Source organism: Streptomyces sp. NPDC000151, assembly GCF_040301705.1.
Lineage (GTDB): Bacteria > Actinomycetota > Actinomycetes > Streptomycetales > Streptomycetaceae > Streptomyces.
Genome location: NZ_JBEPFC010000132.1, coordinates 1 through 20,395, shown reverse-complemented (window position 1 = coordinate 20,395; position 20,395 = coordinate 1). Strand labels below are relative to the sequence as shown.

Below are 20,395 nucleotides of genomic sequence, written 5' to 3'. Positions count from 1 at the left end.
AGCGCCCCGGCGGCCCGCCCCGGCCGCCCCGCCCCCGTACCGCCGCGCCCGCCCCCATCCGCCTCGGCAGCCCCCGCCCGCGGCTCCGCCTGGTGGCGGTCGCGCTGACGCTGGTCATGCTGGTCTTCGCGGTGCGGCTGTTCCAGGTGCAGGCGGTGAACGCCGACGCGTACGCGGCCAAGGCCAACGTGAACCGGTACGTACCGGTCACGCTTGCCGCCGAGCGCGGCGCGATCACCGACCGGGACGGCGTGGACCTGGCCACCACCGTGGACGCGTACGACATCACCGCCGACCCCAGCCTGCTGGCGCCCGGCAAGATCAAGATCGACGACGCGCCCCAGAAGGCGGCCGCGCTGCTCGCGCCGATCCTCGGCGAGAAGCAGAAAGAACTGGCCGAAAAGCTCGCCAAGCCCCGCTCCCGTTACGTCCTGCTCTCGCGCCGCCAGAGCCCCCAGGTCTGGAAGCAGATCAAGGACCTGCGCAACGCGCTGGACGCCAAGGCGCAGGCCGCGCCCAAGAGCCACCCGCGGCCCAACGTCCTGCTCGGCATCTTCGCCGACGAGCACAGCAAGCGGGTGTACCCGAACAAGGAGCTGGCCTCCGGAGTGCTCGGGTTCATGAACTCCGAGGGCAAGGGCGCCGGCGGCCTCGAAGCGAGCCTGGACAAGAAGCTCGCGGGCAAGGACGGCAAGCTCGTCTACGCGCAGTCCGGGGGCCGCCGGGTGCCCACCGCCGATACCCAGGAGCACCCCGCCGTGCCCGGTACGGACGTCGAGCTGACCCTCGACCGGGACATCCAGTGGGCGGCGCAGGAGGCCATCACCAAGCAGGTCGAGAAGTCGAAGGCGGACCGGGGCTACGTCGTCGTCCAGGACACGAAGACCGGCGAGATCCTGGCGCTGGCCAACGCCCCCGCCTTCGACCCGAACGACATCACCCGCTCCGACGCCGACGCGCTCGGCAACGCCGCGCTGAGCGACGCTTTCGAGCCAGGTTCGACCAGCAAGCTGATGTCGCTGGCGGCCGTGCTGGAGGAGGGCGCCGCGACGCCGTCCACGCACGTCACCGTCCCGAACCGGCTGCACCGCGGCGACCGGCTCTTCGCCGACGACATCGACCACCCCACCTGGCACCTGACGCTGAACGGCGTGCTCGCCAAGTCCAGCAACATCGGCACCATCCTGTCGGTCGAACAGCTGGGCAAGACCCAGCGCGAGGCGAACCAGGTGCTCTACTCGTACCTGCGCAAGTTCGGCATCGGGCAGCCGACCGGGCTGGGCTTCCCGGGCGAGACCCCGGGCATTCTGGCCGCGCCGGGGGACTGGAGCACCTCGCAGCAGTACACGATCCCCTTCGGGCAGGGCCTCTCGCTCAACGCCGTGCAGGCCGCCTCGGTGTACTCCACCATCGCCAACGGCGGCGAGCGGATCGCGCCCACGCTCGTCCGCGGTACCAAGGGCCCGGACGGCCGGTACGCCGCCGCGCCGAAGCCGAAGAAGACCCGCGTGGTGAGCCCGAAGACCGCGAAGACGCTCGCCAGGATGCTCGAATCCGTGGTCGACGACCAGGAGGGCACCGGCACCGCCGCGAAGATCCCCGGCTACCGGGTCGGCGGCAAGACCGGCACGTCCAACCGGGTGGATCCCAAGACCGGCCGCTACCACGGCTACACGGCCTCCTTCGCGGGCTTCGCACCCGCCGACAAGCCCCGCATCACCGTCTACTGCGCCGTACAGAATCCGACCAGCGGAAGCTACTTCGGCGGCCAGGTCTGCGGGCCGATCTACAAGCAGGTCATGCAGTTCGCGCTGAAATCGCTCCAGGTGCCGCCGACCGGTGCCGAGGCGCCGCGGCTGCCCGTCAGCTTCAAGCCGGGCGAATGAGGCGATTCGTGATGACCATCACTCCGGATGCGGGGAACCACTCGCGGCCGCGTCCCTCGCTTCGCCCCGAGGCCCATGGGCCCGGTACGCTCACCGCCGTGTCACATGCTGATCAGTCCCCCAATGCCCAGCAGGACGGCCCCGGCAAACACCCCGGCCCGCCCCGCCCCGAGCACGTCCGGCCCATCCCGCTGGCGGACCTGGCGCACCAGCTGGGCACGGCCGTGCCGGCGGCGGAGGCCGCGGTCACCGGCATCACGCACGACTCCCGCGCGGTACGCCCCGGTGACATCTACGCCGCGCTGCCCGGCGCCCGCTTCCACGGCGCCGACTTCGCCGCGCAGGCCGTCGAGCTGGGCGCCGCCGCGATCCTGACCGACCCCGGGGGCACCGAACGGGCCGCCGCGACGGGCCTGCCGGTCCTCACGGTCGACAACCCGCGGGCCCGGATGGGCGCGCTGGCGGTGACGATCTACGGCGACCCGGGCGCGGAGCTGCTGCAGATCGGCATCACGGGCACGTCGGGCAAGACCACGACCGCGTACCTCATCGACGGCGGCCTGCGCGCCGCCGCCGAGAAGGCGGGCGGGGGGCTTACCGGTCTGATCGGTACCGTCGAGTCCCGGATCGGCGACGTGCGGCTGAAGTCGGAGCGGACCACGCCCGAAGCCACCGACCTGCAGGCGCTCTTCGCGGTGATGCGCGAGCGCGACGTCCGGTCGGTCGCCATGGAGGTCTCCAGCCACGCCCTGGTACTGGGCCGGGTCGACGGCTGCGTCTTCGACGTGGCGGTCTTCAACAACCTCAGCCCGGAACACATGGAGTTCCACACGGGCATGGAGGACTACTTCCAGGCCAAGGCGCAGCTGTTCACCAAGGCCCGGTCGCGGGCCGCCGTGGTGAACTTCGACGACGAGTACGGCCGCCGGCTCATCGAGGGCGAGTCCGAGGTGCCGGTCACCTCGTTCTCCGCCGAGGGCCACCCGGACGCCCACTGGCGCGCCGCCGACGTCGAGGTCGGCACGCTGGGCTCGACGTTCACCGTGCACGGCCCGGACGGCGTGACCGTGCGCGCCGCGTCGCCGATCGCCGGCCCCTTCAACGTCGCCAACGCGCTCGCCGCCATCACGGCACTCGTGGTGGCCGGCGTCGACCCGCAGACCGCCGCCGACGGTGTGGCCGCCGTGCCCGGCGTCCCCGGCCGCCTGGAGCGGGTGGACGCGGGCCAGGACTACCTCGCGGTGGTCGACTACGCGCACAAGACGGACGCTGTCGAATCGGTCCTGCGCGCGCTGCGCAAGGTCACCGAGGGCAAGCTGCACGCCGTACTGGGCTGCGGCGGCGACCGGGACCGCACCAAGCGCATGCCGATGGGCGCCGCGATCGCCCGGCTCGCCGACACCGCGGTGCTCACCAGCGACAACCCACGTTCCGAGGATCCGCTCGCGATCCTCGCCACCATGCTCGCGGGCGCCGCCGACGTGCCGTCCCACGAGCGCGGCACGGTACTGGTCGAGGAGGACCGGGCCGCCGCCATCGCCGCCGCGGTCGCCCGCGCGGAGCCCGGCGACACTGTCATCGTCGCCGGCAAGGGCCACGAGCAGGGCCAGGACATCGCCGGAGTGGTTCGCCCCTTCGACGACCGCCAGGTGCTGCGCGAGGCCATCGAGAGCTCACTGAAGTTGCAGCAGCAGCACGATCACCAGGGATGACACACCGCCATGCGCGCACAACCCCCATCTCGGCAGCTCCAGTCCCCGGCCGGAGGTGACCTGTGATCTCCCTGTCCCTCGCCGAGATCGCGGACATCGTCGGCGGGCGGCCGCACGACATACCGGACGGCTCGGTCCTGGTCACCGGCCCCGTCGTGATCGACTCGCGGGCCGTGACCGACGGCGCGCTGTTCGCCGCGTTCGCCGGTGAGCGGGTCGACGGACACGAATTCGCGGCCATGGCCGTGGAGTCCGGCGCGGCGGCCGTACTGGCCGCCCGCCCCGTCGGCGTGCCCGCGATCGTGGTCGACGACGTCGTGGCCGCGCTCGGGGCGCTGGCCCGCGAGGTCGTCCGGCGCACCGGCGCGGACGTCGTCGCGCTCACCGGGTCGGCGGGCAAGACCAGCACCAAGGACCTCATCGCGCAGCTGCTGCAGCGCAGCGGCCCGACGGTGTGGCCCGAGGGCAACCTCAACAACGAGATCGGCCTGCCGCTGACCGCGCTGCGGGCCGAGCCCGGCACCCGCCACCTCGTCCTGGAGATGGGCGCGCGCGGCGTCGGCCACATCCGCTACCTCACTCAGCTGACCCCGCCCCGCATCGGGCTCGTCCTGAACGTCGGCAGCGCCCACATCGGCGAGTTCGGCGGCCGCGAGAAGATCGCCGAGGCCAAGGGCGAGCTGGTCGAGTCGCTGCCCGACGCGAGCGAGGGCGGCATCGCGATCCTCAACGCCGACGACTCGTACGTACGCGCGATGGCGTCGCGCACCAAGGCCCGTACGGTCTTCTTCGGCGAGTCCGCGGACGCCGACGTGCGTGCCGAGGACGTCCGGCTCACCGACGACGGCCGCCCCGCCTTCACGCTTCACACACCCTCCGGGTGCAGCGCCGTGATCCTGCGGCTGTACGGTGAGCACCACGTGTCGAACGCGCTCGCCGCGGCCGCCGTCGCCCACGAGTCGGGCATGCCCGCAGACGAGATCGCGTCCGCGCTCTCCGAGGCAGGCACGCTCTCCCGCTGGCGCATGGAGGTCACCGAGCGCGCGGACGGCGTGACGGTCGTCAACGACGCCTACAACGCGAACCCCGAGTCCATGCGGGCTGCGCTGCGCGCACTCGTGTCGATGGGCAAGGGGCGGCGTACGTGGGCGGTGCTCGGTCAGATGGCCGAGCTCGGCGAGGACGCGCTCGCCGAGCACGACGCGGTCGGGCGGCTCGCCGTCCGGCTCAACGTCAGCAAGCTCGTGGCAGTAGGGGGGCGGGAAGCCGCCTGGCTGCAAATGGGCGCTTATAACGAGGGTTCGTGGGGTGAGGAGTCGGTGCACGTGTCCGACGCACGGGCGGCGGTCGACCTGCTGCGCAGTGAACTGCAGCCGGGAGACGTGGTGCTGGTGAAGGCGTCCAGGTCGGAGGGGCTGGAGCGGGTCGCGGCCGCATTGCTGGACGATGCGGCAGGCAACGGTGCGCAGGGCGGGGCCGCCACCCGATGAACACGATGAAGCAGATCCTCTTCTCCGGAATGATCGGGCTCTTCCTGACCCTGATCGGCACTCCGCTGCTGATCAAGCTGCTGGCCAAAAAAGGCTACGGGCAGTTCATCCGCGACGACGGACCGCGGGACCACCACAGCAAGCGCGGTACGCCCACCATGGGCGGCATCGCGTTCATCCTGGCCACGATCATCGCGTACGCGCTGACCAAGGTGATCACGAGCGCCCAGCCCACCTTCTCCGGTGTGCTGGTGCTGTTCCTGATGGCCGGCATGGGGCTGGTCGGCTTCCTCGACGACTACATCAAGATCGTCAAGCAGCGTTCGCTGGGCCTGCGGGCCAAGGCGAAGATGGCCGGCCAGCTGATCGTCGGCATCGCCTTCGCCGTGCTGTCCCTGCAGTTCGCGGACCTGCGCGGGCAGACCCCGGCCTCGGACCGGCTCTCCTTCACCCAGGACTTCGGCTGGCAGATCGGCCCGGTGATCTTCGTGATCTGGGCGCTGTTCATGATCCTGGCGATGTCCAACGGCGTGAACCTCACCGACGGCCTCGACGGCCTGGCCACCGGCGCCTCGGTGATGGTCTTCGGCGCGTACACCTTCATCGGCATCTGGCAGTACCAGGAGTCCTGCGCCAACCAGCTCACCGCGGGCCCCGGCTGCTACGAAGTGCGTGACCCGCTCGACCTCGCGGTCGTGGCCTCCGCGCTGATGGGTGCCTGCTTCGGCTTCCTGTGGTGGAACACCTCGCCCGCCAAGATCTTCATGGGGGACACCGGCTCGCTCGCCCTCGGCGGCGCGCTCGCGGGCCTGGCGATCTGCTCCCGCACGGAGCTGCTGCTGGCCATCCTCGGCGGCCTCTTCGTGCTGATCACCATGTCGGTGGTCATCCAGGTCGGCTCCTTCCGGCTCACCGGCAAGCGGGTCTTCCGGATGGCGCCACTCCAGCACCACTTCGAATTGAAGGGGTGGTCGGAAGTCCTTGTGGTGGTCCGGTTCTGGATCATCCAGGGCATGTGCGTGATCGTCGGCCTCGGCATCTTCTACGGCGGCTGGCAGGCCGCCAAGTGACCGGCCAGGACTTCGCCGGGCAGCGCATCACCGTCGCCGGCCTGGGCGTGAGCGGCATCAGCGCCGCACGCGCCCTGGCCGGGCTCGGCGCCCACGTCACCGTCGTGGACGGCGGCGACGGCGAGAAGCAGCGGGCGACCGCGGCGGAGCTGGAGAAGTCCGGCATCGCCGTACGCCTCGGCGACGGCGAGACGCTGCCCGAGGGCACAGACCTCGTCGTCACCTCGCCGGGCTGGAAGCCCTCCAGCCCGCTCTTCGCGGCCGCCGCCGAGGCGGGCGTGGACGTCATCGGGGACGTGGAGGTCGCCTGGCGGCTCCGCGGCCCCGACGCGGCGCCCTGGCTCGCCATCACCGGTACGAACGGCAAGACGACCACCACGCAGATGCTGGCGTCGATCCTGGCCGCCGAGGGGCTGCGCACCGCCGCCGTCGGCAACATCGGGACGCCGATCATCGACGTGGTGCTCTCCGGCGAGTACGACGTCCTCGCGGTGGAGCTCTCCAGCTACCAGCTGCACTGGGCGCCCTCGGTACGGGCGCACTCCGCGACCGTCCTGAACCTCGCCCCCGACCACCTCGACTGGCACGGCTCCATGGAGGCGTACGCCGCCGACAAGGGCCGCGTGTACGAGGGCAACACGGTCGCCTGCGTCTACAACGTGGCCGACAAGGCCACCGAGGACCTGGTGCGGGAGGCCGATGTCGAGGAGGGCTGCCGGGCCATCGGCTTCACCCTCGGGACGCCGGGACCCGGCCAGGTGGGCGTCGTCGAGGGCATCCTCGTCGACCGCGCGTTCGTCGAGAACCGGCAGAAGCAGGCCCAGGAGCTGGCCGAGGTCGCAGATGTGAACCCGCCGGCCCCGCACAACATCGCCAACGCCCTCGCGGCGGCGGCGCTCGCGCGCGCGTTCGGAGTGCAGCCCGCTTCCGTACGCGACGGCCTGCGCGCCTTCCACCCGGACGCACACCGCATCCAGCACGTCGCGGACGTCGCCGGAGTGTCCTACGTGGACGACTCCAAGGCCACCAACACCCACGCCACCGAAGCGTCGTTGGCCGCGTACGAGCACATCGTCTGGATCGCCGGCGGGCTCGCCAAGGGCGCCACCTTCGACGAGCTGGTACAGAAGTCGGCGGCCCGGCTGCGCGGCGCCGTCCTCATCGGCCGGGACCGCGCGCTGATCCGCGAAGCGCTCGCGCGACACGCCCCGGATGTGCCGGTCGTCGACCTCGACCGGACCGACACTGGGGCGATGTCCGAGGCGGTACGGGAAGCCGGGAAGCTCGCCCGGCCGGGCGATACGGTCCTGTTGGCACCGGCCTGCGCCTCGATGGACATGTACCTGAATTACAACAAGCGGGGCGACGCCTTCGCCGACGCGGTCCGCGAGCTGGCCGCGCGGGACCAGTAACCGTACGTCCCCGCCCGCGTCGTGGACGTGCGGCGCAGCGCATCTGTGGAGGGGACGAGGATGACGGCCCGACCGGCGAAGGAGGCACCGCCGAGCCCACCGCGTCCGCTGCGCCCGGTGCGGCGGACGCCACCGGGCCCCCGGATGCCGCGGCCCGGGGACCCCACGGGCCCGCGGCGCCTGTACCACCGGGCGAAGCGGGCCTGGGACCGGCCGCTGACGGCGTACTACCTCGTCCTGGGCGGCAGCCTGCTGATCATGGTCCTCGGGCTGGTCATGGTCTACTCCGCCTCGCAGATCAAGGCGCTGCAGTCCGGGCTGTCCCCCACGTACTTCTTCCGCAAGCAGCTGCTCGCCGCGGCGCTCGGCGGCGGGCTGATGGTGCTGGCCACCAAGCTGCCCGTCCGGGCGCACCGGGCCCTGGCGTACCCGCTGATCGCCGGCTCGGTCTTCCTGATGTGCCTGGTCCAGGTGCCGGGGATAGGCGTCGCGGTCAACGGCAACCAGAACTGGATCTCGCTCGGCGGGCCCTTCCAGCTGCAGCCCAGCGAGTTCGGCAAGCTGGCGCTGGTCCTGTGGGGCGCCGACCTGCTCGCGCGCAAGCAGGAGCGGCGGCTGCTGACGCAGTGGAAGCACCTGCTGGTGCCGCTGATTCCGGCCGCTTTCCTGCTGCTCGGGCTCATCATGCTCGGCGGCGACATGGGCACCGCGATCATTCTCACGGCCATCCTTTTCGGACTGCTGTGGCTGGCGGGGGCGCCCACCCGGCTGTTCGTCGGGGTGCTGGCCGCGGCCGGCGTCATCGGCGCGCTGCTCATCAAGACGAGCGCCAACCGGATGTCCCGGCTCGCGTGCATCGGCGCGACCGACCCGGGACCGGGCGACCAGTGCTGGCAGGCCGTGCACGGGATATACGCTCTGGCGTCCGGCGGATTCTTCGGATCCGGTCTCGGCGCGAGTATGGAAAAATGGGGTGAACTCCCTGAGCCGCACACCGACTTCATCTTCGCCATCACCGGGGAGGAACTGGGACTGGCGGGGACGCTGTCGGTACTCGCCCTGTTCGCGGCTCTAGGCTATGCGGGTATCCGCGTGGCCGGACGCACGGAGGATCCCTTCGTACGGTACGCAGCGGGTGGCGTGACCACCTGGATCACGGCCCAGGCCGTGGTCAACATCGGTGCGGTGCTCGGCCTGCTGCCGATCGCCGGTGTCCCGCTCCCGCTGTTCTCCTACGGAGGCTCCGCCCTGCTGCCGATGATGTTCGCCGTCGGACTCCTGATCGCCTTCGCGCGTGACGAGCCCGCGGCGCGGGCGGCGCTGGCCATGCGGCAGTCGGTATTCGCGAGAATGCCGGCTGGGGTGAGACGGAAGACGATGAGACGGCGCGTCAAGAAGCTGCCGTCCGGAGAGCGGTGAATTTCGGTGCATGTCGTACTCGCCGGTGGGGGGACCGCCGGCCACATCGAGCCCGCGCTCGCCCTCGCGGACGCCCTGCGCAGGCAGGACCCGACCGTGGGGATCACGGCACTGGGCACGGAGCGCGGACTGGAGACCCGGCTGGTACCGGAGCGCGGCTATGAACTGGGGCTGATCCCGGCCGTTCCGCTGCCGCGCAAGCCCACGCCCGAGCTGATCACCGTCCCCGGGCGGCTGCGCGGCACGATCAAGGCCGCGGAGCAGATCCTGGAGCGCACGAAGGCGGACTGCGTCGTCGGCTTCGGCGGGTATGTCGCGCTGCCCGGCTACCTGGCCGCCAAGCGGCTCGGCGTGCCGATCGTGGTGCACGAGGCCAACGCCCGGCCGGGGCTGGCCAACAAGATCGGCTCGCGGTACGCCAAGTTCGTCGCCGTCAGCACCCCCGACAGCAAGCTGCGCGACGCCCGTTACGTCGGCATCCCGCTGCGCCGCACGATCGCGACCCTGGACCGCGCGGCGGCCCGTCCCGAGGCGCGCGCCGCCTTCGGCCTGGACCCGAACCTCCCCACGCTGCTGGTCTCCGGCGGCTCGCAGGGCGCGCGCCGGCTCAACGAGGTCATCCAGGCCGCCGTGCCCGCCTTCCAGCGCGCCGGCATCCAGGTGCTGCACGCGGTCGGCCCGAAGAACGAACTGCCGCAGGTCGACAACATGCCCGGGATGCCGCCTTACGTCCCGGTACCGTACGTGGACCGGATGGACCTCGCGTACGCCGCGGCCGACATGATGCTCTGCCGCGCGGGCGCGATGACCGTGGCCGAGCTGTCCGCTGTCGGGCTGCCCGCCGCGTACGTCCCGCTGCCCATCGGCAACGGCGAGCAGCGGCTGAACGCCCAGCCGCTGGTCAACGCCGGCGGCGGCCTGCTGGTCGACGACGCGCAGCTGTCCCCCGAGTGGGTGCAGGGCAACGTCCTGCCGGTCCTCTCGGACCCGCACCGGCTGTACGAGATGTCCCGCGCGGCCGCCGAGTTCGGCCGCAGAGACGCCGACGAACTGCTCGTCGGCATGGTGTACGAAGCGATCGCCTCCCGCCGGAGCTGAGGCGGCCGGGGCAAGGAGAGGGAAAGTGGCCGGACCGAGTATCGCCCGACGGGGCGAGCAGCACCGCGTACCGGCCGACTCTCCCGCCGACTCCGGGGAGCCGGAGGAGCCGCGTGGCTCCGGGCTGCGGCGGCTGCTGCCGCCGTGGGCCGGGGAGCGCGGCCCCGGGCGCCCGCGCCGCCGCACGCTCGTCGCCGCGGCGGTCCTCATAGCGCTGCTGGTCGGCTTCGGTACCTGGGCGCTGTACGGCTCGGACTGGCTGCGCGCCGAGCACGTGACGGTGCACGGTACCGACGTTCTGACGGCGCGTGAGGTCGAGGCCGCGGCCGGCGTCCCGGTGGGGGCGCCGCTCGCGTCCGTGGACACCGACGGTATCGCCGCACGGCTGGCCGACCGCCTCCGCCGCATCAAGTCGGTCGAAGTGGAGCGCTCGTGGCCGGACACCATCTCCCTGAACGTGACGGAGCGGCAGCCCGTCCTGGTCGTCCAAAAGGGCGCAAAGTTCCGTGAAGTGGACGACCGGGGCGTGCGCTTCGCCACCGTCGGTATCGCGCCGCGCGATGTACCCCGGCTGGAAATGGACGCGGCCGATTCGCCGAGCCTGCGCCGTTTCGGTATCCCTGCTCTGAACCGCGCGGCGGTGAAGGTCGCCACCGCGCTTCCCGATACGGTCGGCAAGGACGTGCGCGTCATCCGCGTACGTTCGTACGACTCCATCACCCTGGAGCTGACCGGCGGACGCCGGGTCGAGTGGGGCAGCGAGGAACACGGCACGGAAAAGGCCAAGGTACTCCGCGCGCTGCTGAAAGCGGCGCGTGATGCGCGCCACTTCGACGTGAGCGTCCCCAGTGCGCCCGCCGCGTCCGGGAGTTGACGTACGTACGCGCAGGCCAGCACCCTGGATGGCTACCACTACGGGTGATCACATAGGGTGAAAAGAAAAACGGGAGGTTCGGCGTGTTCGTTGAACGTGCGCCGCTTGTCGACTTAGTGTCTCGTTCCAAAGAACCCAGAGAACACAGGCACTGGTAACCCTAAACTTCAACGTTAGGGTTCGGGTCGGCATTACGGACCGTCCCATCGGCATCAGTCGTTGTCCACAGCACATGTGAGGCACCGACACGTAACTCGAGGCGAGAGGCCTTCGACGTGGCAGCACCGCAGAACTACCTCGCAGTCATCAAGGTCGTCGGCATCGGCGGCGGTGGCGTGAACGCCATCAACCGGATGATCGAGGTCGGGCTCAAGGGCGTCGAGTTCATCGCGATCAACACCGATGCGCAGGCGTTGCTGATGAGCGACGCCGACGTCAAGCTCGACGTCGGCCGTGAGATGACGCGTGGCCTCGGCGCCGGCGCAAACCCGGACGTGGGCCGCAAGGCGGCCGAAGACCACCGCGAGGAGATCGAGGAGGTCCTCAAGGGGGCCGACATGGTCTTCGTGACCGCGGGCGAGGGCGGCGGCACCGGCACGGGCGGCGCGCCCGTGGTCGCCAACATCGCGCGCTCGCTCGGCGCCCTGACGATCGGTGTGGTCACCCGGCCGTTCACCTTCGAGGGCCGCCGCCGCGCCAACCAGGCCGAGGACGGCATCGCGCAGCTGCGCGAAGAAGTCGACACGCTCATCGTGATCCCCAACGACCGACTGCTGTCCATCTCGGACCGCCAGGTGAGCGTTCTTGATGCCTTCAAGTCCGCCGACCAGGTGCTGCTCTCCGGTGTCCAGGGCATCACCGACCTGATCACCACCCCGGGTCTGATCAACCTCGACTTCGCCGACGTGAAGTCCGTGATGTCCGAGGCCGGCTCGGCCCTCATGGGCATCGGCTCCGCACGCGGCGACGACCGCGCGGTGGCGGCCGCCGAAATGGCCATCTCCTCGCCGCTTCTGGAGGCGTCCATCGACGGCGCCCGCGGTGTGCTGCTGTCCATCTCCGGCGGCTCCGACCTCGGTCTCTTCGAGATCAACGAGGCGGCGCAGCTGGTCAGCGAGGCGGCCCATCCGGAAGCCAACATCATCTTCGGTGCGGTCATCGACGACGCGCTGGGCGACGAGGTCCGCGTGACGGTCATCGCCGCGGGCTTCGACGGCGGTCAGCCGCCGGCCCGCCGCGAGAACGTCATCAGCTCCTCCTCCGGGAAGCGCGAGGAGCCGGCGGCCCCGGCGAGCCGCCCGGCCGCGCCCCCGGAGCCCCGCCCGGCCTTCGGCGGCCTCGGCTCCGTTCCGGTGCGCGACGAGGAGCCGGCTCCGGTCGAGTCGGCGCCGGTCAGCGAGGCCCCGGCGGCGCCCCCGGTCGCGCCGCAGGTCCCCCCGGCCCGTCCGTACACGGACACCGCGGCCGAGGAGCTGGACGTCCCGGACTTCCTGAAGTAGCCGAAGACCCGCAGTGATAGGGCAGCAGCACAATGTGCTGAGGAACGATGCGAGCGGCGCGCGCTTCGCCTTCACCGATCGGTGGGGCGGGGTGAGCGCCGCTCCGTATGCCGAGCTCAATCTCGGCGGCGCCGTGGGCGACGACCCGCAGGCGGTACGGACCAATCGCGAGCTGGCGGCCAAGGCCCTGGGCCTGGATCCGGCCGATGTGGTCTGGATGAACCAGGTGCACGGGCGCGATGTGGCGGTCGTGGACGGGCCGTGGCGGGACAGCGACGAGATTCCCTGTGTCGACGCGGTGGTGACGGCCCGTCGGGGTCTTGCCCTCGCCGTCCTCACCGCCGACTGCACCCCCGTCCTGCTCGCCGACCCGGTCGCCGGGGTGGCGGGGGCCGCGCACGCCGGGCGGCCCGGGCTGGTCGCGGGGGTCGTACCGGCCACCGTCGAGGCGATGACCGCTCTCGGCGCGTCTCCCGAGCGGATCGTCGCGTACACCGGGCCCGCGGTCTGCGGGCGTTGCTACGAGGTGCCGGAGGCGATGCGCGCCGAGGTCGCCGCCGCGGTGCCCGAGGCGCACGCGACCACCGGGTGGGGGACGCCCGCGGTGGACGTGGCGGCCGGTGTCGCCGCCCAACTCGCCCGGTGCGGCGTGCGGGTGCGTGAACATTCCCACATCTGCACGCTGGAATCGGCGGACCATTTCTCGTACCGGCGCGACCGCACAACCGGGCGGCTCGCGAGTTATGTATGGCTGGACGGCTGAGCTGTGACGGACCGTAGAACGGAACTGGCCGAGAACCTGGCGCGGGTGGAGGATCGTATCTCCGATGCTTGTGCCAAAGCCGGTCGTAATCGTGGTGATGTGACCCTGATTGTGGTCACAAAGACCTACCCAGCGAGCGATGTCCGTATCCTTTCGGAATTGGGTGTCCGGCACGTCGCGGAGAACCGGGACCAGGACGCGGCGCCCAAGGCGGCCGCTTGCTCGGATTTGCCGCTTACTTGGCATTTCGTCGGCCAATTGCAGACAAATAAGGTCCGGTCTGTGGCCAGTTACGCGGATATCGTGCAGTCCGTGGACCGGGTCAAGCTCGTCACCGCGCTCTCCAAGGAGGTCGTGCGTGCCGGGCGCGAGCTGGACTGCCTGATCCAGGTGGCACTTGACGCCGAGTCGGGTCAGCGCGGCGACCGCGGCGGCGTCGGCCCGGACGGGGTGGCGGCGCTGGCCGACGCCGTGGCGGCGGCCGAAGGGCTGCGGCTGGGCGGCCTGATGACGGTCGCTCCGCTGGCAGGGCAGTACGCGGGCCGGCCGCGGGCGGCTTTCGACCGGCTGACGGAAATCGCATCCGGCCTGCGCGCGGGTCATCCTGCTGCGAAAATGGTGTCGGCAGGAATGAGTTCGGATCTCGAGGACGCGGTGGCCGCCGGTGCGACACATGTACGCGTGGGCACTGCGGTACTCGGAGTCCGACCACGGCTCGGGTAACGTCGCGAAGCAAGTCGGACCACAGCACAAAATATGGTCATTACCGTCAAAAGACGGGCAGGCCGAGTGGATCCAAGGCGACCGGTGACGGAGCCGATCCACCACAGAGCGGAGGACGCAGAGAATGGCCGGCGCTATGCGCAAGATGGCGGTCTACCTCGGCCTCGTGGAGGACGATGGGTACGACGGCCGGGGCTTCGACCCCGACGACGACTTCGAACCCGAACTCGACCCGGAGCCCGAGCCCGAGAGGCGGCAACAGCACCAGCCGCCCACGGAATCACGCCCCGAACGGGACGAACCGGTACGAGTCGTATCGCCGCCGGCGCAGCGCGAGTCTCCGCCAGTGGGTACGGAAAACGGACGACCCGCCCGAATCGCCCCCGTGGCGTCCATCACACCCGAACGTCCGAATCTGGAGAAGAACGCACCGGTGATCATGCCCAAGGTTGTGTCCGAGCGGGAGCCCTACCGCATCACCATGCTGCACCCCCGGACCTACAACGAAGCCCGTACCATCGGGGAACACTTCCGTGAGGGCACTCCGGTGATCATGAATCTGACGGAGATGGACGACACGGACGCGAAGCGACTTGTCGACTTTGCGGCCGGGTTGGTGTTCGGTTTGCACGGGAGCATCGAGCGGGTGACACAGAAGGTGTTCCTGCTGTCTCCTGCTAACGTCGATGTCACGGCGGAGGACAAGGCCCGTATCGCAGAGGGCGGGTTCTTCAACCAGAGCTGAGACGCAACACCGGGCACACCGAGGCCGTGAGGCCGACACAGGCAAGGGGAGAGGGAAGCGCGAGATGGGCATCGCACTGCAGGTGATCTATATCGCGCTGTACTGCTTCCTCATTGTGTTGATCTTCCGGCTGGTGATGGACTACGTCTTCCAGTTCGCCCGTTCATGGCAACCCGGCAAGGCGATGGTGGTCGTACTTGAGGCCACTTACACTGTCACTGATCCGCCACTCAAGCTTCTGCGGCGTGTCATACCGCCGCTGCGTCTCGGGGGCGTGGCGCTCGACCTGTCCTTCTTCGTACTGATGATCATCGTCTACATCCTGATCACCGTCGTGAGCAACGTCGTGAGCAAGTTGTGAACGATACGGTCTTGCCGATTGCCGACGACTACGTTGAGGTGAAGAAGAGATGCCGTTGACCCCCGAGGACGTGCGGAACAAGCAGTTCACGACCGTCCGCCTCCGAGAAGGCTATGACGAGGACGAGGTCGATGCCTTCCTCGATGAGGTCGAAGCAGAACTGACCCGTCTGCTCCGGGAGAACGAGGACCTGCGCGCCAAACTGGCCGCTGCCACCCGGGCTGCCGCCCAGAGCCAGCAGCAGCAACAGGGGATGCGCAAGCAGCAGGAGCAGGACGGACCGCAGCAGCAGCAGCGGCCCGGTGCCCCCGTGCCCGCCGCCATATCGGGTCCGCAGCCGGTCCCGCCCGGCCAGCAGCAGGGGATGGGTGGCCCGCCCCAGCTGCCCGGCGGTGCACCGCAGCTGCCCGCAGGTCCCGGTGGCCACGGCCCCGGTCCGCAGGGCCCGCACGGCGGCCAGATGGGCCCCGGCGGTCCCATGGGCGGCCCGATGGGTGGTCCGCAGGGCGGCCCGCAGCTGCCGCAGCCGGGCCAGGGCGGTCCGGGCGGTGACAGTGCCGCGCGCGTGCTGTCGCTGGCGCAGCAGACCGCCGACCAGGCGATCGCGGAGGCCCGTTCCGAGGCCAACAAGATCGTCGGCGAGGCCCGCAGCCGCGCCGAGGGCCTGGAGCGGGACGCCCGCGCCAAGGCCGACGCGCTGGAGCGGGACGCGCAGGAGAAGCACCGCGTCGCGATGGGCTCCCTGGAGTCCGCCCGCGCCACGCTGGAGCGCAAGGTCGAGGACCTGCGCGGCTTCGAGCGCGAGTACCGCACGCGACTGAAGTCGTACCTGGAGAGCCAGCTGCGCCAGCTGGAGAACCAGTCCGACGAGTCGCTCGCCCCGCCGCGGACCCCGGCCGCCGCTTCGCTGCCGGCGTCCCCGTCGATGGCGTCGGCCGGTGCCGGCTCCATGGGCGGCGGCTCCAGCCACACCATGGGCGGCAACCAGTCCATGGGCGGCCACGGCGGCTCGAACGGCAGCAACGCCCCGTCGTACGGCAGCCAGCAGCAGATGTCGCCGGCCATGACCCAGCCGATGGCGCCGGTCCGGCCGCAGGGCCAGCAGCAGATGCAGCAGGCTCCGTCGCCGATGCGTGGCTTCCTCATCGACGAGGACGACAACTGACGCGGCTGACGCTGCTGCGTCGCACCTAGTCGGCAATCAGGGCCGGGCCCCCGGGGATCTCCCCGGGGGCCCGGCCCTTTTCGCCTTCGGCGGGGGCCGGCATTCGCCGTTGGCGTCAGGTCGATGGCGGGCTGCACCGCCGTTGTGGTTGCTCGCGCAGTTCCCCGCGCCCCGTGCGGGGCGCGCCTGACACGCCGAGGTCCCCGGTACGGGTGTACCGGGGACCTCGGAACGGTGTGCGGGTGGCAGCCCCTGTGAGTTACACCTTGCGGAGGCGGAACGTCAGCGACAGCGGCTCGTCCGCGAACGGCTCGCCGAAGGTGTCGTCCGCCTCGCCGGAGACGAACTCCGTCGCGAGGACCTCGTCCGCGATCAGGGCCGCGTGGTCGGCCAGGGCCGTGCGGACCTCCTCGTCGGAGGACTCCCAGCGCAGCGCGATCCGGTCCGCGACGTCCAGGCCGCTGTTCTTGCGGGCCTCCTGGATGAGGCGGATGGCGTCGCGGGCGAGGCCCGCGCGGCGCAGCTCCGGGGTGATCTCCAGGTCCAGCGCGACCGTGGCGCCGGAGTCGGACGCCACCGACCAGCCCTCGCGCGGCGTCTCGGTGATGATCACCTCGTCCGGAGCCAGGGCGACCGTCTCGCCGTCGACCTCGACCGAGGCCGTGCCCTCGCGCAGCGCCAGCGACAGCGCCGCCGCGTCCGCGTTGGCGACGGCCTTGGCGACCGCCTGGACGCCCTTGCCGAACCGCTTGCCCAGGGCACGGAAGTTGGCCTTGGCGGTGGTGTCGACCAGGGAGCCGCCGACCTCGGAGAGCGACGCCAGAGAGCTGACGTTCAGCTCCTCGGTGATCTGGGCGCGCAGCTCGTCGGAGAGCGTCTCGAAGCCGGCCGCGGCGACCAGCGCGCGGGACAGCGGCTGGCGGGTCTTCACGCCGGACTCGGCACGCGTGGCGCGGCCCAGCTCGACCAGCCGGCGGACCAGGACCATCTGCGCGGAGAGCGTCGGGTCGATCGCCGAGGCATCGGCCACCGGCCAGGAGGAGAGGTGGACGGAGTCCGGCGCGTCCGGGCTGACCGGGACGACCAGGTCCTGCCAGACCCGCTCGGTGATGAACGGGGTGAGCGGCGCCATCAGGCGGGTGACCGTCTCGATGACCTCGTGGAGCGTGCGCAGCGCCGCCTTGTCGCCCTGCCAGAAGCGGCGGCGGGAGCGGCGGACGTACCAGTTCGAGAGGTCGTCGACGAAGGCGGAGAGCAGCTTGCCGGCGCGCTGGGTGTCGTACGCCTCCAGCGCCTCGGTGACGCCCTGCACCAGGGAGTTCAGCTCACCGAGCAGCCAGCGGTCCAGGATCGGGCGGTCGGCGGGCGCCGGGTCGGCGTCCGTGGGCGCCCAGCCGGTCGTCCGCGCGTACAGCGCCTGGAACGCGACGGTGTTCCAGTACGTCAGGAGCGTCTTGCGGACGACCTCCTGGATCGTGCCGTGGCCGACGCGGCGGGCCGCCCACGGGGAGCCGCCGGCCGCCATGAACCAGCGCACCGCGTCCGCGCCGTGCTGGTCCATGAGCGGGATCGGCTGGAGGATGTTGCCCAGGTGCTTGGACATCTTCCGGCCGTCCTCGGCCAGGATGTGGCCCAGGCAGACGACGTTCTCGTAGGAGGACTTGTCGAAGACGAGGGTGCCGACCGCCATCAGCGTGTAGAACCACCCACGCGTCTGGTCGATGGCCTCGGAGATGAACTGCGCCGGGTACCGCTTCTCGAAGATGTCCTTGTTGCGGTAGGGGTAGCCCCACTGCGCAAACGGCATCGAGCCCGAGTCGTACCAGGCGTCGATGACCTCGGGGACGCGCACGGCCTCGAGCGAGCAGCCCTCGTGGGTGCAGCCGAAGGTGACGTCGTCGATGAAGGGGCGGTGCGGGTCCAGGGTGGTCTGGTCGGTGCCGGTCAGCTCCGACAGCTCGGCGAGCGAGCCGACGCAGGTGAGGTGGTCCTCCGCGCAGCGCCAGATGGGCAGCGGGGTGCCCCAGTAGCGGTTGCGGGACAGCGCCCAGTCGATGTTGTTGTTCAGCCAGTCGCCGAAGCGGCCGTGCTTGACGGACTCCGGGTACCAGTTGGTGTTCTCGTTCTCCCGCAGCAGGGCGTCCTTGACGGCCGTGGTGCGGATGTACCAGGAGGGCTGGGCGTAGTACAGCAGCGCCGTGTGGCAGCGCCAGCAGTGCGGGTAGCTGTGCTCGTACGCGACGTGGCGGAAGAGCAGGCCGCGCGCGTCCAGGTCGGCGACCAGCGCCTCGTCGGCCTTCTTGAAGAACTGCCCGCCGACCAGGGCGAGATCCTCCTCGAAGGTGCCGTCGGGGCGGACCGGGTTGACCACGGGCAGGCCGTAGCCCTTGCAGGTCTTGAGGTCGTCCTCACCGAAGGCGGGCGCCTGGTGGACCAGGCCCGTGCCGTCCTCGGTGGTGACGTACTCGGCGTTGACGACGAAGTTGGCGCCTTCCAGCTCGACCAGGTCGAACGGGCGCCGGTACGCCCAGCGCTCCATCTCGCGGCCGGTGAAGGTCTGCCCGGTGGTCGTCCAGCCCTCGCCCAGCGCCTTCTCGACCAGCTGCTCGGCGACGACGACCTTCTCCTGGCCGTCGGTGGCGACGACGTACGTCACGTCGGGGTGCGCGGCGACGGCGGTGTTGGACACCAGCGTCCAGGGCGTCGTCGTCCAGATCAGCAGCCCCGCCTCGCCGGCCAGCGGACCCGAGGTCAGCGGCAGGCGGACGTACACCGACGGGTCGACGACCGTCTCGTACCCCTGCGCCAGCTCGTGGTCCGAGAGGCCGGTGCCGCAGCGCGGGCACCAGGGGGCGACGCGGTGGTCCTGGACCAGCAGGCCCTTCTTGAAGATCTCCTTCAGCGACCACCACACCGACTCGATGTAGTCGGGGTTCATCGTGCGGTACGCGTCGTCGAGGTCGACCCAGTAGCCCATCCGGGTCGTGAGCTCGGCGAAGGCGTCGGTGTGCCGGGTCACCGACTCGCGGCACTTGGCGTTGAACTCGGCGATGCCGTACGCCTCGATGTCCTTCTTGCCGTTGAAGCCCAGCTCCTTCTCCACGGCCAGCTCGACCGGGAGGCCGTGGCAGTCCCAGCCGGCCTTGCGGCCGACGTGGTAGCCCTGCATCGTGCGGAAGCGGGGGAAGACGTCCTTGAAGACGCGGGCCTCGATGTGGTGCGCGCCGGGCATGCCGTTCGCCGTCGGCGGGCCCTCGTAGAACACCCACTCCGGGCGTCCCTCGGACTGCTCGAGAGTGCGCGCGAAGACCTTCTGTTCCTGCCAGAAGTCGAGCACGGCGTGCTCGAGGGCGGGCAGGTCCACCTGCGCGGGCACCTGGTTGTACTGGGGTGTGGGACTCATCGGGGGCTTCCTCCGGCGGACACCGCTTGCTTGCTCCGACCGGAGGGACGAGAGCTGCTGCTCCCGCGGTACCACCCTCCTTGGCCGAGAAGGAACTCCTCGGCCCCCTCATTGGGGTCGCGATGCCGGGTCTAGTGGCCCCGGGAAGCCGCTGACGGCTCCGTGGGGCGTTCTTCCGGCGGCTCCGGGATGATCTTCACGTCGCGCACACCCCCGGGCTCCCACCGTCCCCGGGTCGCTCTTGGCTGCGTGCGGCGCTACTCGTCCCATCCACGCCTTTCGCTCCGCCCAGTGTACGGGGCGCGGGACGGGAGGGCCGACCGCTTTTCCGGGCTGCGCCGACTGAGGTACCGGCGGCGGGAAGCTTGACCCGAATGGCGATACGCACCGCGACGGAGCGCGGCAGGCGTACGAAGGGGCCGCCGCGCCCCTGCTGGGCCGCCGGATCGCCGTCGGATTACCGGGCGGAGAGCGGGGCACAACGGTTGCAGACCGGGCTCCCGTGCGGGGAGACCGGACGGTGGAGGGCGGTGCGTCCCGTTGCCGCGTGCTGTGAGTCGATTTATCGTTCCGGTCACGATTCGCGAGCAAGATCACATACGTGAAGGGATCGCGGCCATGGTGGCGAAAGAGACCGCCGCGCACGACAGCACGGCGGCGCACGGACGGGGCGCGCCGCCGGACGGAGCCGCGGCCGGGGAGCCGGCGACGGCCCGTGACCCCGGACGCGGAAACGGCCCCGCCCTGGCTGCGGCCGCGGCGCGCGCCGCGCACC

15 protein-coding genes are annotated in these 20,395 nt (G+C 70.8%); 14 read left to right on the top strand and 1 reads right to left on the bottom strand.

Translation table 11 applies throughout. The features are described 5' to 3' along the window. From ABT381_RS28090 to ABT381_RS28025, 14 genes are all read left to right on the top strand, one after another. Nucleotides 1-1,886: peptidoglycan D,D-transpeptidase FtsI family protein (locus ABT381_RS28090; RefSeq protein ID WP_351599366.1), on the top strand; the 1,886-nt coding region annotated here is incomplete at its 5' end. Beyond that, nucleotides 1,883-3,598: a UDP-N-acetylmuramoyl-L-alanyl-D-glutamate--2,6-diaminopimelate ligase gene (locus ABT381_RS28085; protein ID WP_467754622.1), complete on the top strand. Its 1,716-nt coding sequence runs from the start codon at nucleotides 1,883-1,885 to the stop codon at nucleotides 3,596-3,598. The genes ABT381_RS28090 and ABT381_RS28085, both read left to right, overlap by 4 nt. 62 nt (nucleotides 3,599-3,660) lie before the next feature. After that, a complete protein-coding gene (locus ABT381_RS28080; RefSeq protein WP_351599364.1) occupies nucleotides 3,661-5,088 on the top strand; it encodes a UDP-N-acetylmuramoyl-tripeptide--D-alanyl-D-alanine ligase in 1,428 nt (475 codons plus the stop codon). 5 nt (nucleotides 5,089-5,093) lie between these two features. Then, nucleotides 5,094-6,158, top strand: a complete 1,065-nt coding sequence (gene mraY / locus ABT381_RS28075) for a phospho-N-acetylmuramoyl-pentapeptide-transferase (RefSeq protein WP_351599369.1) — start codon at nucleotides 5,094-5,096, stop codon at nucleotides 6,156-6,158. After that, a complete protein-coding gene (murD, locus tag ABT381_RS28070; protein ID WP_351599363.1) occupies nucleotides 6,155-7,570 on the top strand; it encodes a UDP-N-acetylmuramoyl-L-alanine--D-glutamate ligase in 1,416 nt (471 codons plus the stop codon). The genes mraY and murD overlap by 4 nt, the downstream gene beginning before the upstream one ends. Nucleotides 7,571-7,630: 60 nt before the next feature. After that, nucleotides 7,631-8,989: a putative lipid II flippase FtsW gene (ftsW, locus tag ABT381_RS28065; protein WP_467754623.1), complete on the top strand. Its 1,359-nt coding sequence runs from the start codon at nucleotides 7,631-7,633 to the stop codon at nucleotides 8,987-8,989. A 6-nt stretch (nucleotides 8,990-8,995) separates the two neighbouring features. Beyond that, nucleotides 8,996-10,087, top strand: a complete 1,092-nt coding sequence (murG, locus tag ABT381_RS28060) for an undecaprenyldiphospho-muramoylpentapeptide beta-N-acetylglucosaminyltransferase (protein WP_351599362.1) — start codon at nucleotides 8,996-8,998, stop codon at nucleotides 10,085-10,087. Nucleotides 10,088-10,112: 25 nt separating this feature from the next. Next, nucleotides 10,113-10,961, top strand: a complete 849-nt coding sequence (locus ABT381_RS28055) for a cell division protein FtsQ/DivIB (protein ID WP_467754624.1) — start codon at nucleotides 10,113-10,115, stop codon at nucleotides 10,959-10,961. Nucleotides 10,962-11,236: 275 nt separating this feature from the next. After that, nucleotides 11,237-12,460: a cell division protein FtsZ gene (gene ftsZ / locus ABT381_RS28050; RefSeq protein WP_351599361.1), complete on the top strand. Its 1,224-nt coding sequence runs from the start codon at nucleotides 11,237-11,239 to the stop codon at nucleotides 12,458-12,460. A gap of 13 nt (nucleotides 12,461-12,473) precedes the next feature. Next, nucleotides 12,474-13,223, top strand: coding sequence for a peptidoglycan editing factor PgeF (pgeF, locus tag ABT381_RS28045; protein ID WP_467754625.1), 750 nt, complete (start codon nucleotides 12,474-12,476; stop codon nucleotides 13,221-13,223). Between the two features lie 3 nt (nucleotides 13,224-13,226). Further along, complete coding sequence (locus ABT381_RS28040) at nucleotides 13,227-13,946, top strand: YggS family pyridoxal phosphate-dependent enzyme (RefSeq protein ID WP_351599359.1); 720 nt, start codon at nucleotides 13,227-13,229, stop codon at nucleotides 13,944-13,946. Between the two features lie 124 nt (nucleotides 13,947-14,070). Beyond that, nucleotides 14,071-14,691, top strand: a complete 621-nt coding sequence (locus ABT381_RS28035) for a cell division protein SepF (RefSeq protein WP_351599358.1) — start codon at nucleotides 14,071-14,073, stop codon at nucleotides 14,689-14,691. A 64-nt stretch (nucleotides 14,692-14,755) separates the two neighbouring features. Continuing rightward, nucleotides 14,756-15,052 carry a YggT family protein gene (locus tag ABT381_RS28030; RefSeq protein ID WP_052865840.1) on the top strand — a complete coding sequence of 99 codons (297 nt, stop codon included), beginning with the start codon at nucleotides 14,756-14,758 and terminating at the stop codon, nucleotides 15,050-15,052. 49 nt (nucleotides 15,053-15,101) lie between these two features. Beyond that, nucleotides 15,102-16,217 carry a DivIVA domain-containing protein gene (locus tag ABT381_RS28025; RefSeq protein WP_351599357.1) on the top strand — a complete coding sequence of 372 codons (1,116 nt, stop codon included), beginning with the start codon at nucleotides 15,102-15,104 and terminating at the stop codon, nucleotides 16,215-16,217. A gap of 259 nt (nucleotides 16,218-16,476) precedes the next feature. Here ABT381_RS28025 and ileS read toward each other — a convergent pair whose 3' ends face one another. Beyond that, entirely contained in the window at nucleotides 16,477-19,620 is a 3,144-nt protein-coding gene (gene ileS, locus ABT381_RS28020) for an isoleucine--tRNA ligase (protein ID WP_351599356.1), read from the bottom strand. Nucleotides 19,621-20,395 lie beyond the last annotated feature (775 nt).